Raw genomic sequence first — 18,479 nt, forward strand, 5'->3', positions numbered from 1 at the left:
AATGACCCCGGCAGAAAGGCTGGCAGAAGACCGTGCTCAATTCACACCGTCAAGCCGAAAGGACATTCAGCCTTCCACCGAAGGCAGAATCAATCTGGGACCAGGGGGAGAAGATGCCGTAGGTCCCGGCGCCGACGGCCGGCGTGCTGGCGGTTACATCGGTGTTGGAGCAGGAACCGACATTGATGCCGCAGAAGGTGACGTTGGTATTGGTTCCCACCTGAGTATAGACCGGCCCGCCGCTGTCCCCCTCTTCGGAGGCATAGGACGCCAGAACCTGATTGGTCAGGGTCTGCGGCTCGTCATATTCGCCCACGGCGAAGGTGACGCTGACACCGGTGGCAACCACCTGGCCCTGCTGCGGGGCCTCGTTGTTCATGCCCAGCATCTTTACATCAAGGCCGGGCACGATCACATCATCCCCGGCAACACCCGTCGCCCGCAAGTAGGGCCCGGCTGCCGTCCAGATCTCCCCCTTGGTGACGGCGGCAGCCGCAGTCTTGGCAACGAAGGCGGCATCGCAGCAGCCGGTCTTCCAGTTGGCAATCACCAGAACCTTGCCGATGTTGTCCTGCGACACCTTGCTGTTCTGGTAGACGGTCGTGTTCGTCTTGCTGACCACATGCCCGGAGACGAGGACCCCGTGCTTGGGCGTGATGGAGCCATCATCATAGCTGCAGCCGATGCAGATGGTGCCTGTGAACTCCTGATAGCTGCGGTTCACCACCATCTGGATCCCGCCCACGACCGGGCGGATGCGGTTCTGATTGGACATGTGCCGGCGTGCCGTGAAGGGCTGCAGACGCAGCGGCAGGCCGCAGGTGAGGTAGCGCAGGTGCGCGAAGGTCTCCTCGGACGGACCGTCGCTGAAATCGAGCCCGGCCGTCAGGACACCGGTTTCCCAATCCACATAGGCCAGCGTCAGCGGCAGGTGGCCGCGGCCCCGGGTCTGCATGGCGGCGGTCACCGCGCCATGCGCCTGCATCAGATAGTCTTCGATCATCGCCGTCTCTCTCAAGATGCTCCCTATCCCTGAGGAGGAGACGCATCCATGGGGGCTGGCGTGAAAGATGGACGGCAACACAACCGGGACTCACCGCAGGGCTTTCGCGCAGGCCTCTACGGCTTAGACGAGCCGGACCTTGTCCGAGGCTTGCAGGGAGAGGCCCTCCCCGGGGAGACTTCGTCATGCCACGACTTGATCGTGGCATCCATGCCGTTTCAGAAAAGCACACTACACGATCAGGCTAGTCAGACTGCAGAGATCCCATCTCCTTCGTCTTCCCGGACGCAGCGAAGCGGAGATCCGGGACCGGTGAGCCAAGGCCTGCCGGCTATGAACAATGCGAACATGCAACAGGCACCCCGGCTCACCGGTCCCGGCTCGCGTTGCGCTTGGCCGGGATGACGGTGGAGAGGAAAGAGGAAAAGGGCGTTCAAAAACAAACCCGCCGAGCTGCCCCGGCGGGTCTGATATCTCAAGCTGACAGCGCCAGACTTATGTCACCACCAGCGGGCCGGGGTGAAGCGGCCGGCGGCCTTTTCGATCACGGCACCGGCCTGGAACAGGGTTTCCTCGCCGAAGGGGCGGCCGATCAGCTGCAGGCCGAGCGGCAGGCCGGTGGAGGACAGGCCCGCAGGGACGGAGAGGCCCGGCAGGCCGGCCATGTTCACCGTCACCGTGAAGATGTCGTTGAGATACATGGCGACCGGATCGGAGAACTCGCCCGGCGCAAAGGCGGCATCCGGGGTTGCGGGGGTCAGGATGGCATCGACGCCCGCTTCAAAGGCCAGATCGAAGTCGCGCTTGATCAGGGTGCGCACCTTCTGGGCCTTGAGGTAATAAGCGTCGTAATAGCCGGCCGACAGCACATAGGTGCCGATGAGGATGCGGCGCTGAACTTCCTTGCCGAAGCCTGCGGCGCGGGTGTTCTCGTACATCTCGACAATGTCCTTGCCCGGCACGCGCAGGCCGTAGCGCACGCCGTCATAACGGGCAAGGTTCGAGGAAGCCTCTGCCGGAGCAACGATGTAATAGGCCGGAAGGGCATATTTCGTATGCGGCAGCGAGATGTCGACGATCTCGGCACCGGCTTCCTTCAGCCAGGCGATGCCCTGCTGCCAGAGAGCTTCCACTTCTGCCGGCATGCCTTCGACGCGGTATTCACGCGGAATGCCGATGCGCAGGCCCTTTACGGACTTGCCGATGGCGGCCTCGTAGTCCGGCACCGGCAGATCGACGGAGGTGGTGTCCTTCGGATCAACGGAAGCCATGGACTTCAGCAGGATGGCGCAGTCTTCCACCGTCTTGGCGATGGGGCCTGCCTGATCCAGCGAGGAAGCATAGGCGATGATGCCCCAGCGCGAGCAGCGGCCATAGGTCGGCTTGATGCCGACAGTACCAGTGAGCGCGGCGGGCTGGCGGATGGAGCCGCCCGTGTCGGTCGCCGTCGCGCCAAGGCACAGACTGGCGGCAACGGCTGCCGCCGACCCCCCGGACGAGCCGCCCGGCACCAGCGCCTGGGTGGAACCGGTCTTGCGCCAGGGGTTGACCACGTTGCCGTAGTAGGAGGACTCGTTGGACGAGCCCATGGCGAATTCGTCCATGTTCAGCTTGCCCAGCATCACCGCGCCATCGGCCCACAGGTTGGACGTGACGGTGGATTCGTAAGTCGGCTTGAAGCCATCCAGAACATGCGAGCAGGCCTGCGTGTGATCGCCCCTGGTGGCGAACAGGTCCTTGATGCCCAGCGGCAGGCCTTCCAGCGCGCCGCCTTCACCCTTGGCCAGCTTCTCGTCGGAGGCCTTGGCCATGGCGCGGGCCTTGTCCGCCGTCACGGCGACATAGGCGTTGATCGCGCCGTTCGAGCCCTCGATGGACGAGAGGAAGGCATCCGTCAGCTCGGCGGAGGTGAAGTCCTTGTTGCGCAGGCCGCGGCGGGCTTCGGCAAGGGTCTGATTGGTCAGATCGGTCATGATGTGATATCCTTGCCCGGCTTATTCGACGACTTTGGGAACCATGAAGAAGTTGTCTTCGGTGGCCGGTGCGTTGGCCACCACGTCAGCGGCATAGCCGCCATCGGTCACGCCATCGGCGCGCTTCTTCATCGTCTGCGCCACCACGGAGGTCAGCGGCTCGACGCCCTCGATGTTCACTTCGTCCAGCTGCTCGACGAACTGGAGAATGGAATTCAGCTCACCGGTCATGCGCTCGGCATCCGCATCGCTCACCTTCAGGCGGGCAAGACGCGCAACGCGCTTCACCGTATTGATATCAACAGACATGGCGCTTCCTTGTGCCGGATGGTCTCATGAAACAGATGCCCCCTTATTCCGCTGCGCTTGTCCAAAGGCAAGGGTGGCCGGGGGTTGAGGATGGAGGTGGGATGAATTACGGTATGGATGGATACCGGAAGAACACGGATTGAGGCGCAGCCCGGATTGATGAACGGATTTTCCACGCAAAGCCTATCCGCCCCCCTCCCCCTAGTGGGGAGGGGGGCTGAAACGCCGTGCCAAAGCCCCACCATGACCCAGCCTCAAACCAACTCCCCCTCCCCGCGTGGGCGCCATCAGGATGAGGCGCTGACGGTCCGTATTCTGGATGCGGCGCTGAAGGCCATTGCTGACCATGGCCCCGATGGAGCAAGGCTGGCGGAGATTGCGCGGATGGCTGGAACAAGCCAGCAGGCGCTGCACCGGCGCTGGCCGGAGAAGGCCGGGCTGCTGCAGGCCGCGCTTGAGCATGGAATTGCGGGGCTTTCGGACCTGCGTGCCGGACGGGCCGGATTTCAGCGCACCACGGCGGGGGAACTGGCGGCGTTCCTGAGCGAAGCCTGCCAGCGGCTGTGCGGAACGGTCCTGGGCCGGGCGCTCGTCCGCCTGCCCCGCGGAACGCAAGGCTGCCCGATGGCACAGCTTGTGGCTGGGCTGGAGGATGAATGGCGGCTTGCCCTGCGGCAGATGCTGATTGCCACGCCCTTTGAAGCTGCCCTTGCTGCCCGCATCGAGCTGGTCACAGGCTTCCTGCGGCTTCAGACGGGAGCGCCGCACCCGCCCCCGCAGCGCCTGATCGAAGACACGGCAGCGCTGGTTCTAGGCCTCATTGCCCCTGCACAGCCGCAAAGCCCCGGCAGCACTGACTCAGCACTGCCGGGGCTGTGAGGTCTATCCTTGCGGATGCGGCACAAGATCGGGCCGCAGCACCTGCGGGGCTTCCTCCACCGGCTGACGGGTGAAGCCCTTCACACTCGAGAACTCCTGCGCATCGCGCTGGATCTCGACCGGGCTCAGCACATAGGCCGCAGCCAGTTCCGCCAGCGAGCGCAGCGCATGCATGTGGATGCGCTCATAGCCATGGCTGGCATCGACACCGAAGGTGGCCAGCGCCGTGCGCACATCCGCCCCCGCCTCCACAGCCGAAGCTGCATCGGAGCGGTAGTAGCGGAACACATCCTTCTGGTAGCGGATGTCATGCTGGCGGCACAGTTCCACCAGTTTGCGGGTCAGATGATAGTCGAACGGCCCGGTCTGGTCCGCCATGGCGATGGTGACGCCGAACTCGTCCGAATTCTGCCCCGGCGCTGTGGTGCCGTTGTCGATGGCGACCAGCGAGGCGATATCCGGCGTCAGAACGGCCCCTGCCCCGTGGCCGGTTTCCTCTGCGATGGTGAAGAGGAAATAGGTGTCCACCGTCGGAACGGAGCCCTCCTTCACCAGCGCCTTCAGCGCCGCCAGCATGACGGCAACGCCCGCCTTGTCATCCAGATGCCGTGAGACAATGAAGCCATTGGGCAGAAACTCCGGCTGCGGATCGACCGCCACCATGTCTCCGATTTCGATACCAAGGCGGTGAAGATCGGTGGCCGTGCGGGACAGCGCATCGACACGGGCTTCCACATGGGTCCAGCCGGTGGGCTGGGTGTCCACCTCGGTGTTGAAGGTGTGACCTGACGCTTTCAGCGGCAGGATGGTGGCGCGGTAGGCGCCTGCGCCGGAAAAGATGGTCACTCTTGCGCCTTCGGCAAAGCGCGCCGACCAGTGGCCGACCGGCACAAGCTCCAGCCGCCCGTTGGGCTTCAGGGCCTTCACCTGTGCCCCCAGCGTGTCGAGATGGGAGACGATGGCCCGGGCCGGGCGCGGCGCCTCTCCGGGAAGACGGGCACGGATTGCGCCGCGCCGGGTCATTTCATAGGGAATGCCAAGATCTTCCAGATAGGCACAGACCCAGCGCGCCACCTCATCGGTGAAGCCGGTGGGGCTGGGCACGTTCAGCAGCGCCATCAGCACCCGTTCCAGCTCCTCCACATCAATGGACGGCAGGCTCAAAGGTCACCTCCCCCGCGCCAAGCGGCCCGGACAGGCTGGGGCATGGACAGCGGAAACAGGAAATCGACAAAGCGCTCCGCCGTCGGCTGCGGCTCGTGGTTGGCAAGGCCGGGCCGTTCATTCGCTTCGATGAAGTGATATTCCGGCTCGCGTGGGTTCTTCACCATCAGATCAATGCCCGTTACCGGGATTTCGATGGCCTTTGCTGCCCGCACCGCCGCGTCGATCAGCGCACCGTGTGTCTCCCCCGTTACGTCGTGAATGGTGCCGCCGGTGTGCAGGTTCGCCGTGCGCCGCACGCGCACGGTCACGCCCGCAGCCGGAACATCATCGAGAGCATAGCCTTCCAACGCCAGACAGCGCTCGGTCTCTGCATCCATCGGGATGCGGGACTCGCCCCCCGTTGCCGCCGCCCGGCGGCGGGACTGGGCGGCAATCAGGTCGCGGATCGGCGTTGCGCCATCACCGGTCACTTCCGCAGGCTTGCGGATAGCGGCTGCAACAACCTTGTAGTCGATCACCACAAGCCGCAGATCCATGCCCTCAACGCAAGCCTCAAGCAGCACATCGGCGCAGGTGTTGCGGGCCACGGCAATGGCGGCCATGGTTTCCTCAAGGCCGGTGAGGCCGATGGCGATGCCCTTGCCCTGCTCGCCCCGCGCCGGTTTCACCACCACCTTGCCATGGGCTGCCAGGAATGCCTTGACCGTTTCCTCATCAGTTGCCAGCGCCTGCGCCGGAACGCTGATGCCGGCCTGTTCCACCACACGGCGGGTGGCGGCCTTGTCATCGCAGATGGACATGGCAACGGCGCTGGTGAATTCGGACAGCGACTCCCGGCACTTCACCTGCCGCCCGCCATAGGAGAGGCGGAAAAAGCCGCCCTCCGCATCGAGAATATCCGCATGAATGCCCCGCCGGCGCGCCTCGTTGACGATGATCGCCGCATAAGGGTTGAGCGCCGTATCGACCGCTGGCCCGGCATAGAGCGCCTCGTTGATGGTGTTTTTCTTCTTCACCGTGAAATAGGGCACGCGGGAAAAGCCCAGCTTCTCGTAGAGCTTTATGGCCTGCTCATTGTCATGCAGCACGGAGAGGTCCATGAACGGCCGTCCGCGCCCCTTGAAATGCTCGGCCAGACGGCGCACCAGCGCCTCGCCAACGCCGGGAAACTTCGCCTTGGGCGACACGGCCAGGCACCAGAGCGAAGCCCCTGCAGCCGCGCCATCCGTTGCCCGGTCATGATCCACGCCCATGGCGGTTCCGGCAATCTCGCCGGTTTCCTCTTCCTCGGCGACAAGCACGGTGACTGTGCGTGCATCCATCTGCGACCAGAAGAAATCGAGCGGCACAGGCACCATGCCGCGCTCGGCATAAAGCCGGTTCACGGCCTCGGCATCTGCGCGCGACGAGGCGCGGCGGATGGTGAAGCCCGGACGGCGGTTACGCGCCGTGCGGTAGGTCGCCAGATCCAGCCGGAACATGTGCGAGGGATCGAGAAACAGATCCTGCGGGGCGGCCGCCAGCAGCACATGCGGATCGCGCACATAGATGGCGATATCCCGCCGCCCCGGCACTTCGGCGAGCAGCGCCTCCACCAGTGGCTTCGGTTCGGCGAAGGTATCGCCGAAGATCAGCCGTCCCCAGCCGCAATCAACGCTCGCATCCGGGTCGCCACCAGCCTCGTCCAGACGTATGCCCGGCTTCAGCCCATGCTCACGCAGCCGCAGCAGCCGGTGGTCATAGGCCCGGCGCGGACGGTTCAGCTCAAGTTCGCTCATGGATCAGATTCCCTGTTCCTGCAGCCACATTTCCAGTAGGCCCACCTGCCACAGGGCAGAACCCCTGAGCTTCGTCAGGTGTTCCCTCGGCTCAGCCAGAAGCATGTCGGCATAGCGGGTATTGAACAGGCCGCGCTGGCGCGCCGCCGGGCTGTGCAGGGCCTCGCGCACCATCTCCAGCGTTTCGCCCTCAAGGTATTTCAGCGCAGGAACCGGGAAGTAGCCCTTGGGCCGGTCGATCACATCCGCCGGGATCACCTTGCGGGCCGCATCTTTCAAGACGCCCTTGCCGCCCTGCGCCAGCTTGTGGCGGGCGGGAATGCGGGCCGAAAGCTCCACCAGCTCATGGTCGAGGAACGGCACCCGCGCCTCCAGCCCGAAGGCCATGGTGTGGTTGTCCACGCGCTTCACCGGGTCGTCCACCAGCATGATGTTGGTGTCCAGCCTGAGCGCCTTGTCCACCGGGTCGGCAGCGCCGGGCCGGGCGAAATGCTGCTCGACGAAGGCAAGGCTCTCGTCCCGCTCCGGCAGATACTCAGGATTCACCTGCTGGCGCAGCTCCGCATCCGTGCGATCGAAGAAGGCATCCGCGTAATCGGCCACCGGCTGGTTCGAGCCGGCCAGCGGCGGATACCAATGATAGCCGCCGAAGACCTCATCCGCCCCCTGCCCCGACTGCACCACCGTGATGTGCTTCGACACCTCCCGCGACAGCAGGTAGAAGCCGATGTTGTCATAGGAAACCATCGGCTCGGACATGGCCTTCACGGCGGCGGGCAGCTCGGCGCGCATGTCGGCGGAGGGCACGAAGATCTTGTGGTGGTTTGTGCCGTAGTGGCGGGCGATCAGATCCGAGTAATGGAACTCGTCGCCCTTCTCACCATTGGCCTCCTCGAAGCCGATGGAGAAGGTGGCCAGGTCCTTCTGCCCCTCTTCGGCCAGAAGGCCGGTGATGAGACTGGAATCCACACCGCCCGACAGGAGCACGCCCACCGGCACATCCGCCACCATCCGGCGGCGCACGGCAGTGCGCAGGCCGTCCAGCACCATGTCGCGCCACTCTGCGGCGGACCGGGTCTCATCCGCATTGCTGCGTTCGAACTCCGGCTGCCAGTAGACATGATCGGAATAGCTGCCGTTCACATCATAGGTGCGGATGGTGGCAGCGGGCAGCTTGCGCACACCCTTCAGCACCGTGCGCGGCGCAGGCACCACCGCATGCCAGGTCATGTAGTGGTGAATGGCGACCGGATCGAGCGTGGTGTCGATCCCCCCGCCCGCCAGCAGCGCCGGCAGCGTCGAGGCAAAGGCGAGGCGGCCCTTGCTTTCGGCCAGATACAGCGGCTTGATGCCGAAACGGTCGCGCACCAGATGCACCCGGCCCGTGTCACGCTCATGCACGGCGATGGCGAACATGCCGTGAAACCGCTCCACGCAATCGCGGCCCCACTGGGCCCAAGCCTTCAGGATCACTTCCGTATCGCTGGTGGAGGCAAAGCGCTGGCCGAGCTTGCTCAGTTCTGCCCGCAGCTCCTCATGATTGTAGATGCAGCCATTGAAGACCAGCGACAGGCCAGCTTCCCGGTCCTGCATCGGCTGGGCGCCGCGCTCGCTGAGATCGATGATCTTCAGCCGCCGGTGGCCGAGCGCAACCCGCCCCTGCTGGGTGACACCCATGCCATCGGGTCCGCGGGCAGCCATCGCGCGCGCCATCGCGTCCACGCGCCGCACATTCGCGTCGCCATCGCCAAAGACCACTTCTCCACACAAGCCGCACATATCCGGGCCGAGCCTCCATTTGCTATTATTGGTGTATAATATATAGGGCTCTAATTATTAGAGTTCAAACCATCAGGGCAAATCATGCCGCAGAACGCCGAAGCCACCCGTATTTTCAAGGCCTTGCGCCGCATCGTCCGCGCCATTGACCTGCGCTCGCGCGAGGTGGCACGCACGGCGGGACTGACCATTCCGCAGATTGTGGTGCTGCAGGCGATCCGCGATCTTGGGGATGTGACGACGAAGGCGCTGTCCGTTCAGGCGGATCTGAGCGCGGCCACGGTGGTGACCATTCTGGACCGGCTGGAAGAGCGCGGACTGGTGGCGCGGGAGCGCTCTGCCACGGACCGGCGCATCGTCCACGCCCGCCTGACGGAGGAAGGACGCACGCTGCTGGAGCGCGCGCCTGCCCTGCTGGACGAGGAATTCGAAACCCGCTTCGCCCGCAAGGACAATGCAGCCCAGCAGTCCCTCGCCAGCGCCATCGAGGAGATCGCCGCCCTCATGGACGCGCACCGCCTCGACGCAGCGGCCATTCTGACGACAGGCGAGATGACGGCGAATGTGGCACAGCGTCCAAGCCCTCCTGTCACTTGAGAGCTACCGGATTCACCCATCGTATTTGAAGCTGCTCGCGGATTGAGGAAGGCCTGAGGTCTTGTCATTCTGGCACGGCTTCTCAGCCCCCCCTCGTGGGGCATTGTTTACTTTGGACGCACGGAGGAGGTTTGGGCCTCCGTTTTGCCGCAGCGCCCCTCTCCCCCCTTGAGGGGAAGATGTCTGCGTCAGCAGACAGAGGGGGGTAGCTGCGTATCAATGCGGCAGAATCTCTCACGATCGGATAGTCCGTCCCCCCCTCTGCCCCCTGCCGGGGGCATCTCCCCCTCAAGGGGGGAGAAGAGTTGGAGCCTGACTGACTGTCCGTTGTAAACACTGCACCCTCGTGGGGAGGGGGGCGGAGGCGTTCTGCCATCATACCAGTGCATCCGGCAGGTCAAAGAGAAGAGGAACTGTTGCCTGACGGCTTTTGCAGCCCCCCTCCCCCATACCCAGGCGTTCAGATGCGGGTGCTCACGCCCGGATGATGTTGTGCTCCGGGCCGAAGGGGAAGCCGGTGATGTTTTCGGCGCCAGAGTCCGTGACGATCAGGATGTCGTGCTCGCGGTAGCCACCAGCGCCCGGCATGCCTTCGGGGATCATGATCATCGGCTCCATGGAAACGACCATGCCCGGCTCCAGCACCGTATCCACATCCTCGCGCAGCTCCACCGCAGCCTCGCGGCCATAGTAGTGCGACAGCACGCCGAAGGAATGGCCGTAACCAAAGCTGCGGTATTGCAGGAGGTCATGCTGACGGTAGATGTCATTGAGTTCCATGGCAATGTCGCAGCAGCGGGCGCCGGGGCGGATCAGCTTCAGCCCGGCCCGGTGAACCTCGCAGTTCACCTCCCAGAGCTTCAAATGAGCGTCAGAGGCATGTTCGCAGAAGAGCGTGCGCTCCAGCGCGGTGTAATAGCCGAAGATCATCGGGAAGCAGTTGAGGCTGAGAATGTCACCCGCCTCGATCTTGCGGTTGGTGACCGGATTATGCGCGCCATCGGTGTTGATGCCGGACTGGAACCAGACCCAGGTGTCCATCAGTTCCACGAAGGGGAACGAGGCGGCGATTTCCCGCACCATGGCCTGCGTGCCCGCCAGCGCCACCTCATGCTCGCCAACGCCAGCGGCAACGGCTGCCGCGATGGCTGCACCGCCGATATCGCAGATGCGTGTGCCATGGCGGATCAACAGGTGCTCCTCGGCGCTCTTGATGGTGCGCATGCGCATCACCGCATCGCTCACGTCAACGAGTTCGATGCCGGGAAGCGCGGCTTCCAGCAGGGCCTTCAGGTCGAGCGACACATGGTCGAATTCGATGCCGAGCCGCTTCGGCTTGCGCCCGCCCCGGAAGAGGATTTCGGAGACCGCATGAAAATAGTTGTCCTTGCGCCAGTCGGTATAGGTCAGCGCCGTGCCATGCACCCGCCGCCAGGGCTGGCCGCCATCGATGCCCGGAACCACCGCCGTTGCCGCCTCATCATCAACGATGAAACCGAAACGCCGGCCGAAGGCGCAATAGAGGAAGCCGGAGAAATAGCAGATGTTGTGGTAGCTGGTGAAAAGGCAGGCATCCACACCGAGTGCTTCCATGCGGGCGCGCAGCCGGTCCTGCCGGCCTTGCATCTCTCCTGCTGAAAACGGCGACCAGCTCTTTTCGCCGTTCTCGATCACCTGCAGCCGCATCATGTCTTCCGCCATTTCCATCGCTCCATCTTGCCGAACCGGCCAGAACCGGATCTTGAAAGTCAGCTTCTGAAACCAGAACGGGCCGGCGTCCCGAATGGGAAGCCGGCCCGCCAGGCCTGAACTCGGTGCTGGAAGAATGCCCGGAACTGGCGTACCGCCCCGGGTCTCCAAAGAGCCTCAAGAGGCCTTGGAGGAAGCATCATTCCAGCGATGTCGTGCCGCTCCGCTGCGCGGAACATGCGTTTGAATTTGCTTCAGTCTGCGTGATCCGGGCGCATCTGATCAAGCGGAGCAACGCGCCAAACACTTGTCAAAATGCGCCAGCTCCCGGGTCCGCCTGCCGCATCAGGCCGGTGTCACGCCGCGCAGCCGTTCCGACCGGCGGCGCAGCAGTTCCAGCACGCTGAGGAGAATGATCGACAGCAGCACCATGATCGAGGCGACCGCCAGAATGGTGGGCGAAATCTGTTCGCGCAGGCCGGTGAACATCTGCCAGGGCAGCGTCTTCTGACCGGCAGAACCGAGGAACAGCACCACCACCACTTCGTCAAAGGAGGTGATGAAGGCAAAGAGCGCGCCCGACACCACACCCGGCAGGATGAGCGGCATCTGCACCTTGAAGAAGGTGCGGATCGGCCCTGCCCCCATGCTGGCGGAGGCGCGCACCAGGCTCTGGTCAAAGCCAACCAGCGTCGCCGTCACCGTGATGATGACGAAGGGCGTGCCGAGTGCCGCATGGGCCAGAACCACGCCCCAATAGGTGCCCTGAAGGCCGATGCGGGAGTAGAAGAAATACATGCCCGCCGCCGAGATGATCAGCGGCACGATCATCGGCGAGATCAGGATCGCCATGATGGTGGAGCGGAAGGGCACGTGGTTCTGCGACAGGCCGATGGCCGCCAGCGTCCCGAGCACGGTTGCAATCAGCGTCGCCGCCGGTGCGATGATGAAGGAGTTCCTCAGCGCCTGCTGCCAGTCCGGATTGGTGAAGAAATCCATGTAATGCTTGGTGGAATAGCCTTCCGGATCCAGCGCCAGCATGGCAGGGGTGAAGGTGAAGAAGTTCTCCGCGTTGAACGAGAGCGGAATGATGGTGATGATCGGAAAGATCAGGAAGAAGAAGATCAGCGCGCAGATCGTGCGGAACGTGTAGTGCCACGCGATCTGGCCCGCCGATGCGTAAGGAGGAAGGGATGACATGGTTTCTCTCCTTACCCGAGCTTCACATTGTCGATGCCGACGATCTTGTCATAGACATAGAACAGCACCATCACGGCCAGCAGCAGCAGGGCACCGAGCGCAGCGGCCAGACCCCAGTTGAGTGACGTTGAGATGTGATAGGCGATGCGGTTGGAAATGAAGATGCCCGAAGTGCCGCCCACCAGCTCCGGCGTGATGTAGTAGCCGATGGCCAGAATGAAGACGAGCACCGCCCCTGCCCCGATACCGGGCACGGACTGGGGGAAATAGACCCGCCAGAAGGCCGTCCAGTCATTGGCGCCCAGCGAGCGTGCCGCCCGCATGTAGGACGGAGAGATGGTCTTCATCACCGAATAGAGCGGCAGGATCATGAAGGGCAGCAGGATATGCGTCATGGCGATGATCGTGCCGGTGGCGTTGTTCATCATCACGAGGCGTCCGTCATTGCCGATCAATCCCACCCAGACCAGAAGATCGTTGATGACGCCCTGCTGCTGCAGCAGAACCTTCCAGGCGGAGGTGCGCACCAGAAGACTGGTCCAGAACGGCAGCAGCACCAGGATCATCAGCAGGTTCGACGTGCGCAGCGGCAGTTGCGCCAGCAGGAAGGCCACCGGGTACCCCAGAAGGACGCAGGTCAGCGTGATGGCGATGCTCATCATCAGCGTGCGGCCGAAGAGCATGATGTAGATGCGCTCATTCTCCGGCAGCCGCTCGTAGCCGTCCGGCCCCTTCCTGGCATCGACCGCCGCCAGGAAATACCCCGGCGTATAGGATCCCGAATAGCGCTTCAGCGTGGTCCAGATATCAAGCCGGCCCCAGTCCTTTTCAGCAGCAATCATCTGACCCTTGATGTCAGATCCCTCCAGCTGCTCAACAAGACGGCCTGACCTGCGCATCAGGCTCGACATGCCGGAGGTCTCGTAGTTCAGACGCGTGCCGAGGCGGGTATGCGTCTTGGCCGCCACGGCCTCCTTCAGGTCTTCAGCGAGAGCGGCAAAGACCGGCTCGCCGGGCAATTCGCCCGAAGCCGGTTGCCAGTCCTCCAGTGCCACGACTGTGCGCGGCAGCGTGTTGGGCACGATACTGTTGTCGACCGAGCGCAGCAGCATGTCGAAGATGGGTGCTGCGAAAGTCAGCAGGATGAAGAAAAGCAGCGGCGCGATCAGGATGAAGGCGCGCATTTTCTCGCGGCGCAGCGCCCTGGCAAGGCTCGCCTTCAGCGGGCGGCCATCCTGGGTCAGCACGGGGCCTGACGGAGCAGCCTCGCCCGTCCGTGATCCGCTTGGTCCCGCTCCGCCTGTCAAGGCTGCGGCTGGCGCATCGGCAATGGTCATGGGTTCCGGAAATCCAGCTTGAGTATCTGTTCGGGCCATAGATCCGGGGCAGAAGCACGCCCTGCTGTTCCCCGGTTCCGGCCTTGGCCTTGGCTTTGGCCTCAGCCCTTGCCGGCCTGCCGGACGGCGGCCTCAGCCGCACGGCAGACCAAGGGCGTGAAAGGTGCCGGATAGCTGCGTCTGGCGCAGCCATCCGGCACATCAAAAGGCTTGGAGCCGGGCTTACTTGGTCAGCCAGACCTGGAATGCGGCTTCCACCTCATCCTGGTTGTCGGCCCACCACTCAATGTTGTTGACCAGATAGTTCTTCTGGTTTTCCGGGTTGGTCGGCATGTGCGGCGCCATCTCGATGCCGAGGTCGGCATGCTTGCCGACGAGCGGCTGAGACGAGGCGCGGGCCGGGCCGTAGGAAATGTACTTCGCCTGATCCGCCAGACGCTGGGTGTCGGTGGCGAACTTGATGTATTCCTTGATGAGCGGCAGCTTGTCTTCCGGCACATCAGCGGGGATGATCCAGCCGTCGAAGTCAAACACCTGCCAGTCCCACAGCATGGCAACCGGCTGCTTCTGCTCCTCGATCACCGAGAACAGGCGGCCATTGTAGGTGGAGCCGATCACCGCTTCGCCGTCGGCAAGGCGCTGCGGCGTCTCGGCACCGGCCGACCACCAGATGACATCGCCCTTGATGGTGTCGAGCTTGGCCAGTGCCTTCTGCAGCCCTTCGGGCGTGGACAGGACCGTGTAGAGGTCGTCCTTGGCCACGCCATCACAGAGCAGCGCCCATTCGAGGTTCTTCTTCGGGCGCTTTTCCAGGCTGCGCTTGCCCGGGAAGTTTTCCGTGTCGAAGATGTCGCACAGGCTCGTCGGCACCTTGCCGTTCCAGGCGGCCACATCCGTGCGGTAGCCGAAGGTGGTGGAGAACACGATCTGCGGAATGAAGCACTTGTTGATCAGCGACGGGCCGAAGTCCGCAGTAGCAGAGGTGCCATCTGGAGCGGCGGCCAGCCATTCGTCAAAGTCGATCTCCATGGCCAGGCCTTCGTCGCACAGGCGCTGGCTGTCCGGGCCTTCCACGTCGACCACGTCCCAGGTCACGTTGCCGGCCTCGCTCATGGCGCGCAGCTTGGCGACTGCCTCGTTGGACGATTCATCATTGATGATCTTCACGTCCGGACGCAGTTCCATGAAGGGCTTGTGATAGGCGTTGTTCTGCGACGTCGAATAGGCGCCGCCCCAGGACACGATCGTCAGATCCGCGGCGCTTGCGGCGCCAGCCGACAGAACAATGGCCGAAGCCATAAGTGTGCTTGCCAGTCTCATTAGTGCTGCTCCCCTTTTTTGAGCATTGGGCCGGTTGCCGGCCAATCAGGTGCAGGCTGTTCCGCCTGCCCGTATATTACGCAACGGCATCGAGTGCCTTGCAATCCTTCTTCGCCCAGCCGATCGGCACGGTGCTGCCGGCTTCAAGCTGGCGCCGGTCGGCGCGGTTGCGCACCTTGACGATGAATTCGCTGTTGCCGCAGACCGTCATGCGCACGCGGATATGGTCGCCGAGATAGATCAGCTCCTCGATCCGGCCCTGCAGCATGTTGTCCATGGGCTTTTCCGGCGCCAGTTCGACGCGTTCCGGGCGCAGCGACACGGTGGTGAAATCGCCTGTGCCGCCCACATTCACCTTGTCTGCCAGAAGCCGGGTGCCGTCAGGCAGCATCACCTCGCAAGAGCCATTGTCCACCGAGGCCACGGTGCCGTTCAGCTTGTTGTTCTCGCCGATGAACTGCGCCACGAAGGAATTCTGCGGCTCTTCGTAGAGCAGGTCCGGCGTCGACAGCTGCTGGATGATGCCATCATTGAACACGGCCACCCGGTCCGACATGGTCAGAGCTTCGGTCTGGTCATGGGTCACATAGACCACGGTGACGCCGAGATTTTCGTGGATGTGCTTGATTTCATACTGCATCTGCTCACGCAGCTGCTTGTCGAGCGCGCCCAGCGGCTCATCCATCAGCACCAGTTCCGGATCAAAGACCAGGGCGCGGGCCACGGCCACACGCTGCTGCTGGCCGCCGGACAGCTGGGCCGGGCGGCGGGAGCCGAGCTTGCCCAGTTCCACCATCTCCAGCGCCCGCTTGACCTTGGCCTCCTGCTCCGCCTTGGCCATGCCGCGCACCTGCAGCGGAAAGGCCAGGTTTTCAGCCACGGTCATATGCGGAAAGAGGGCATAGTTCTGAAACACCATGCCGATGCCGCGCTTGTGCGGCGGCACCTTGTTGATCGGCTTGTTGTTCAGAAAGATTTCGCCGTGCGTTGCGGGCTCGAACCCGGCCAGCATCATGAGGCATGTTGTCTTTCCGGACCCGGAAGGCCCGAGCATCGTGAGAAATTCCCCGGGAGGAATATCCAGATTGAGATTTTTGACGACGAGACTTTCACCGTCATAGCTTTTCTGGACATTCTCGTAACGGACTGACGCCCCTCGATTTTTCGCCATCTGTTCCCCAATTGCGATGCGGGCGGCTTTTTATTTTATGCCGCTCACGCATTTATTGCCGGGACCATGCCCCGGCGAACCCCGTCGCGATGACCTCTTCAACCGTCATCTCGAACGCTAGGAAAGCAAAAAATCGAACATAACAAAAGGGGGCATTTGGAATTTTTTGAACGTTTTTTATTCAGGACCGAAGTCAATATTTGCGCACATCCAATTACGCAGGAAAATTTTTCCCAGAATTCGCCGTTGCAGCCCGAACCATTCCGGCGCCGCTTGTAATCTGGAGGATTTCCGCCCAAAACCGCTGCCTGACGAAAAGGCAGGCGCAGGCATCCCTCGCAACCTGCACAGGGAAGCATCAGGAACGGGCAATCACGTGCAAGCCTCAAAGCGCCATGGACCCGCCTGAATGCGACACTTCATCCGGCACCTCATCCGGCACCTTCATCCACCTTCCGGCCGGCCACTGCCTGGTTTTTCTGTCCCTGCCGTACCGCGCCAATGCTTTGCGCAGCTTGCCCGGCCCTTACAGCGCGGCTTAAATGCCGCCCGTGAGTGAAAGCTCTAAGAGGATTCGGGTTCCGGTCATGCAGCACGAACATGGCACTTCCGCGCTCCGGCAGGCGGTCATCGGCACGGCCCGGGCGCTGGTGACGCGCGGCCTGACGCGCGGCACCTCGGGAAACGTGAGTGCCCGCTGCGAGGACGGCTTTCTCATCACCCCCTCCGGGCGGCCCTATGAAAGCCTGACGCTGGATGACATCGTCTTCATGGACATGGACGGTGGCTATCATGGCAGCGTCCTGCCCTCTTCCGAATGGCGGATGCATCTCGACATCTACACCGCTCATCCAGATGCCGGCGCCGTGGTGCATTGCCACTCGCCGCGGGCAACGGCGCTCGCCTGCCTGCGCCGCCCCATTCCGCCGTTTCATTACATGATCGCCATTGCGGGCGGTGATCACATTGCCTGCTCGGCCTATGCCACATTCGGCACCCGCGCCCTGTCAGAAGCCATGCTTCAGGCGCTCGGGCCCCGCCGCGCCTGCCTTCTCGCCAATCACGGCCAGATCGCCTATGGCCGTGATCTGCCGAAGGCGCTGGCCCTGGCGGAAGGCGTGGAGGAACTGGCCGACCAGTATCTCTCGGCTCTCTCCGGCGGCGAGCCTGTGCTGCTGTCTGCCGGGGAGATCGAACGGAACATCCGGAAATTCAAAAACTATGGCAAGCAGCCGGGGGACCTTGACCCGGATGCGGGCGATGCCTTTGAAATGCCGCTGCAACGCGCCTGAGGCGTCCTTGCAGTGCAAAAAAATGACGGACGGGAGCACTCATGCGGCTTGGAATTGACTGGGGCGGCACCAAGATGGAAATCATCGCGCTGGATGACAGCGGGATGGAGCTTTACCGCGAGCGGATGCCGACGCCGCGCGACGACTATGCCGCCTGCATCGAGGCCGTGGCCCTGCTGGTGGCCCATGCGGAAAAGGCAACCGGGTTGACCGGAACGCTGGGGCTCGGGATTCCCGGCTCCATCTCGCCGGGTACCGGCCTCGTCAAGAACGCCAATTCCACCTGGATGAACGGCATGCCGCTGGACAAGGATCTGGAGGCCCGTCTTGGCCGGCCGGTCCGCATCCAGAATGACGCCAATTGCCTTGCGGTCTCCGAGGCGACAGACGGTGCAGGCGCGGGCGCGCATTTCGTGCATGCCATCATCATCGGCACCGGCTGCGGTTCAGGGATCGCCATTGATGGCAAGGCCCATCGCGGCGCCAATGGCATCGGCGGCGAATGGGGCGCCATCCCCGTGCCGTGGATGAAGGAAGAAGAATATCCCGGCCCCGAATGCTGGACCGGCCACCGCGGCACGATCGACCGCTGGTGCTCGGGCACGGGCCTTGCCCTCGACTACCGCACGGCAACGGGCCGGGACCTGAAGGGCCATGAAATCATCGCCGCAAAGCGGGCCGGGGAAGCCGAGGCCATCGCGTCCTACGAGCGCTATGTCAGCCGCCTCGCCCGCGCCATGGCCATGTCCGCCAATCTCATGGACCCGGATGTCTTCGTGCTCGGCGGCGGCATGTCCAACGTGGACGAGCTTTACACCGACCTGCCGCCCGCCATGGCACCCTATATCTTCTCCGACACTTACGGCGTGCCGATCCGCAAGGCCGTCCACGGCGACAGCTCCGGCGTGCGCGGCGCGGCCTGGCTGTGGAATGATTGAGAAAAAAGCGGAGCCTAGCGAGGAGATCACCAAGGCGAATACCCTGC

The 18,479-nt window shown here is 63.4% G+C and carries 15 protein-coding genes; 4 read left to right on the forward strand and 11 right to left on the reverse strand.

The genetic code is table 11. The features are described 5' to 3' along the window. Positions 1-49: 49 nt before the first annotated feature. The 3 genes from IF10I1_RS16350 to gatC all read right to left on the reverse strand — a co-directional run bounded on the left by IF10I1_RS16350 (position 50) and on the right by gatC (position 3,285). On the reverse strand, positions 50-1,003 hold the full coding sequence (locus IF10I1_RS16350) for a hypothetical protein (protein ID WP_186393547.1): 954 nt from the start codon (positions 1,001-1,003) through the stop codon (positions 50-52). Between the two features lie 500 nt (positions 1,004-1,503). After that, a complete protein-coding gene (gene gatA, locus IF10I1_RS16355) occupies positions 1,504-2,976 on the reverse strand; it encodes an Asp-tRNA(Asn)/Glu-tRNA(Gln) amidotransferase subunit GatA (RefSeq protein ID WP_186393548.1) in 1,473 nt (490 codons plus the stop codon). 21 nt (positions 2,977-2,997) lie between these two features. Beyond that, positions 2,998-3,285 carry an Asp-tRNA(Asn)/Glu-tRNA(Gln) amidotransferase subunit GatC gene (gene gatC / locus IF10I1_RS16360; protein ID WP_019966277.1) on the reverse strand — a complete coding sequence of 96 codons (288 nt, stop codon included), beginning with the start codon at positions 3,283-3,285 and terminating at the stop codon, positions 2,998-3,000. A gap of 243 nt (positions 3,286-3,528) precedes the next feature. Between gatC and IF10I1_RS16365 the strand changes: the two genes are divergently transcribed. Then, entirely contained in the window at positions 3,529-4,164 is a 636-nt protein-coding gene (locus tag IF10I1_RS16365; protein ID WP_186424573.1) for a TetR/AcrR family transcriptional regulator, read from the forward strand. Positions 4,165-4,167: 3 nt separating this feature from the next. Here the strand turns inward: IF10I1_RS16365 and IF10I1_RS16370 are convergent, their stop codons facing one another. From IF10I1_RS16370 to IF10I1_RS16380, 3 genes are read right to left on the reverse strand one after another with little or no spacing between them, the layout of a single operon-like run. Next, on the reverse strand, positions 4,168-5,322 hold the full coding sequence (locus IF10I1_RS16370) for an osmoprotectant NAGGN system M42 family peptidase (protein WP_371341338.1): 1,155 nt from the start codon (positions 5,320-5,322) through the stop codon (positions 4,168-4,170). Between the two features lie 2 nt (positions 5,323-5,324). Next, positions 5,325-7,109, reverse strand: a complete 1,785-nt coding sequence (gene ngg, locus IF10I1_RS16375) for an N-acetylglutaminylglutamine synthetase (RefSeq protein WP_186424575.1) — start codon at positions 7,107-7,109, stop codon at positions 5,325-5,327. 3 nt (positions 7,110-7,112) lie between these two features. Further along, positions 7,113-8,888 (reverse strand): N-acetylglutaminylglutamine amidotransferase, encoded by a 1,776-nt coding sequence (locus IF10I1_RS16380; RefSeq protein ID WP_186424576.1) that lies wholly within the window; start codon positions 8,886-8,888, stop codon positions 7,113-7,115. Between the two features lie 84 nt (positions 8,889-8,972). Between IF10I1_RS16380 and IF10I1_RS16385 the strand changes: the two genes are divergently transcribed. After that, positions 8,973-9,485, forward strand: a complete 513-nt coding sequence (locus IF10I1_RS16385) for a MarR family winged helix-turn-helix transcriptional regulator (protein ID WP_186424577.1) — start codon at positions 8,973-8,975, stop codon at positions 9,483-9,485. A 474-nt stretch (positions 9,486-9,959) separates the two neighbouring features. Here the strand turns inward: IF10I1_RS16385 and IF10I1_RS16390 are convergent, their stop codons facing one another. From IF10I1_RS16390 to IF10I1_RS16410, 5 genes are all read right to left on the reverse strand, one after another. Then, on the reverse strand, positions 9,960-11,186 hold the full coding sequence (locus IF10I1_RS16390; protein WP_122521255.1) for a M24 family metallopeptidase: 1,227 nt from the start codon (positions 11,184-11,186) through the stop codon (positions 9,960-9,962). 333 nt (positions 11,187-11,519) lie between these two features. Then, positions 11,520-12,374, reverse strand: coding sequence for an ABC transporter permease (locus IF10I1_RS16395; protein ID WP_186393553.1), 855 nt, complete (start codon positions 12,372-12,374; stop codon positions 11,520-11,522). An 11-nt stretch (positions 12,375-12,385) separates the two neighbouring features. Then, complete coding sequence (locus IF10I1_RS16400; protein ID WP_208977398.1) at positions 12,386-13,711, reverse strand: ABC transporter permease; 1,326 nt, start codon at positions 13,709-13,711, stop codon at positions 12,386-12,388. A 222-nt stretch (positions 13,712-13,933) separates the two neighbouring features. Then, complete coding sequence (locus tag IF10I1_RS16405) at positions 13,934-15,031, reverse strand: extracellular solute-binding protein (protein ID WP_186393554.1); 1,098 nt, start codon at positions 15,029-15,031, stop codon at positions 13,934-13,936. Positions 15,032-15,107: 76 nt separating this feature from the next. Then, positions 15,108-16,202: an ABC transporter ATP-binding protein gene (locus IF10I1_RS16410; protein WP_050471656.1), complete on the reverse strand. Its 1,095-nt coding sequence runs from the start codon at positions 16,200-16,202 to the stop codon at positions 15,108-15,110. Positions 16,203-16,789: 587 nt separating this feature from the next. On the opposite strand from IF10I1_RS16410, the gene IF10I1_RS16415 reads away from it, so the two are divergent. Beyond that, positions 16,790-17,494, forward strand: a complete 705-nt coding sequence (locus tag IF10I1_RS16415; protein ID WP_050471657.1) for a class II aldolase/adducin family protein — start codon at positions 16,790-16,792, stop codon at positions 17,492-17,494. Positions 17,495-17,535: 41 nt separating this feature from the next. Continuing rightward, positions 17,536-18,432 (forward strand): ROK family protein, encoded by an 897-nt coding sequence (locus tag IF10I1_RS16420; protein WP_122519987.1) that lies wholly within the window; start codon positions 17,536-17,538, stop codon positions 18,430-18,432. Positions 18,433-18,479: the final 47 nt, after the last annotated feature.

It is taken from the genome of Pannonibacter sp. I15F10I1 (assembly GCF_900185665.1).
Classification (GTDB): domain Bacteria; phylum Pseudomonadota; class Alphaproteobacteria; order Rhizobiales; family Stappiaceae; genus Pannonibacter; species Pannonibacter indicus.

Bases quoted from the DNA above. Each gene is read 5' to 3' on its own strand.
- IF10I1_RS16350 (WP_186393547.1), bottom strand. From the start codon at position 1,003: ATGATCGAAGACTATCTGATGCAGGCGCATGGCGCGGTGACCGCCGCC.
- IF10I1_RS16400 (WP_208977398.1), bottom strand. From the start codon at position 13,711: ATGACCATTGCCGATGCGCCAGCCGCAGCCTTGACAGGCGGAGCGGGA.
- IF10I1_RS16410 (WP_050471656.1), bottom strand. From the start codon at position 16,202: ATGGCGAAAAATCGAGGGGCGTCAGTCCGTTACGAGAATGTCCAGAAA.
- IF10I1_RS16385 (WP_186424577.1), top strand. From the start codon at position 8,973: ATGCCGCAGAACGCCGAAGCCACCCGTATTTTCAAGGCCTTGCGCCGC.
- IF10I1_RS16365 (WP_186424573.1), top strand. From the start codon at position 3,529: ATGACCCAGCCTCAAACCAACTCCCCCTCCCCGCGTGGGCGCCATCAG.
- gatA (WP_186393548.1), bottom strand. From the start codon at position 2,976: ATGACCGATCTGACCAATCAGACCCTTGCCGAAGCCCGCCGCGGCCTG.
- ngg (WP_186424575.1), bottom strand. From the start codon at position 7,109: ATGAGCGAACTTGAGCTGAACCGTCCGCGCCGGGCCTATGACCACCGG.
- IF10I1_RS16395 (WP_186393553.1), bottom strand. From the start codon at position 12,374: ATGTCATCCCTTCCTCCTTACGCATCGGCGGGCCAGATCGCGTGGCAC.
- IF10I1_RS16380 (WP_186424576.1), bottom strand. From the start codon at position 8,888: ATGTGCGGCTTGTGTGGAGAAGTGGTCTTTGGCGATGGCGACGCGAAT.
- IF10I1_RS16420 (WP_122519987.1), top strand. From the start codon at position 17,536: ATGCGGCTTGGAATTGACTGGGGCGGCACCAAGATGGAAATCATCGCG.
- gatC (WP_019966277.1), bottom strand. From the start codon at position 3,285: ATGTCTGTTGATATCAATACGGTGAAGCGCGTTGCGCGTCTTGCCCGC.
- IF10I1_RS16415 (WP_050471657.1), top strand. From the start codon at position 16,790: ATGCAGCACGAACATGGCACTTCCGCGCTCCGGCAGGCGGTCATCGGC.
- IF10I1_RS16405 (WP_186393554.1), bottom strand. From the start codon at position 15,031: ATGAGACTGGCAAGCACACTTATGGCTTCGGCCATTGTTCTGTCGGCT.
- IF10I1_RS16390 (WP_122521255.1), bottom strand. From the start codon at position 11,186: ATGGCGGAAGACATGATGCGGCTGCAGGTGATCGAGAACGGCGAAAAG.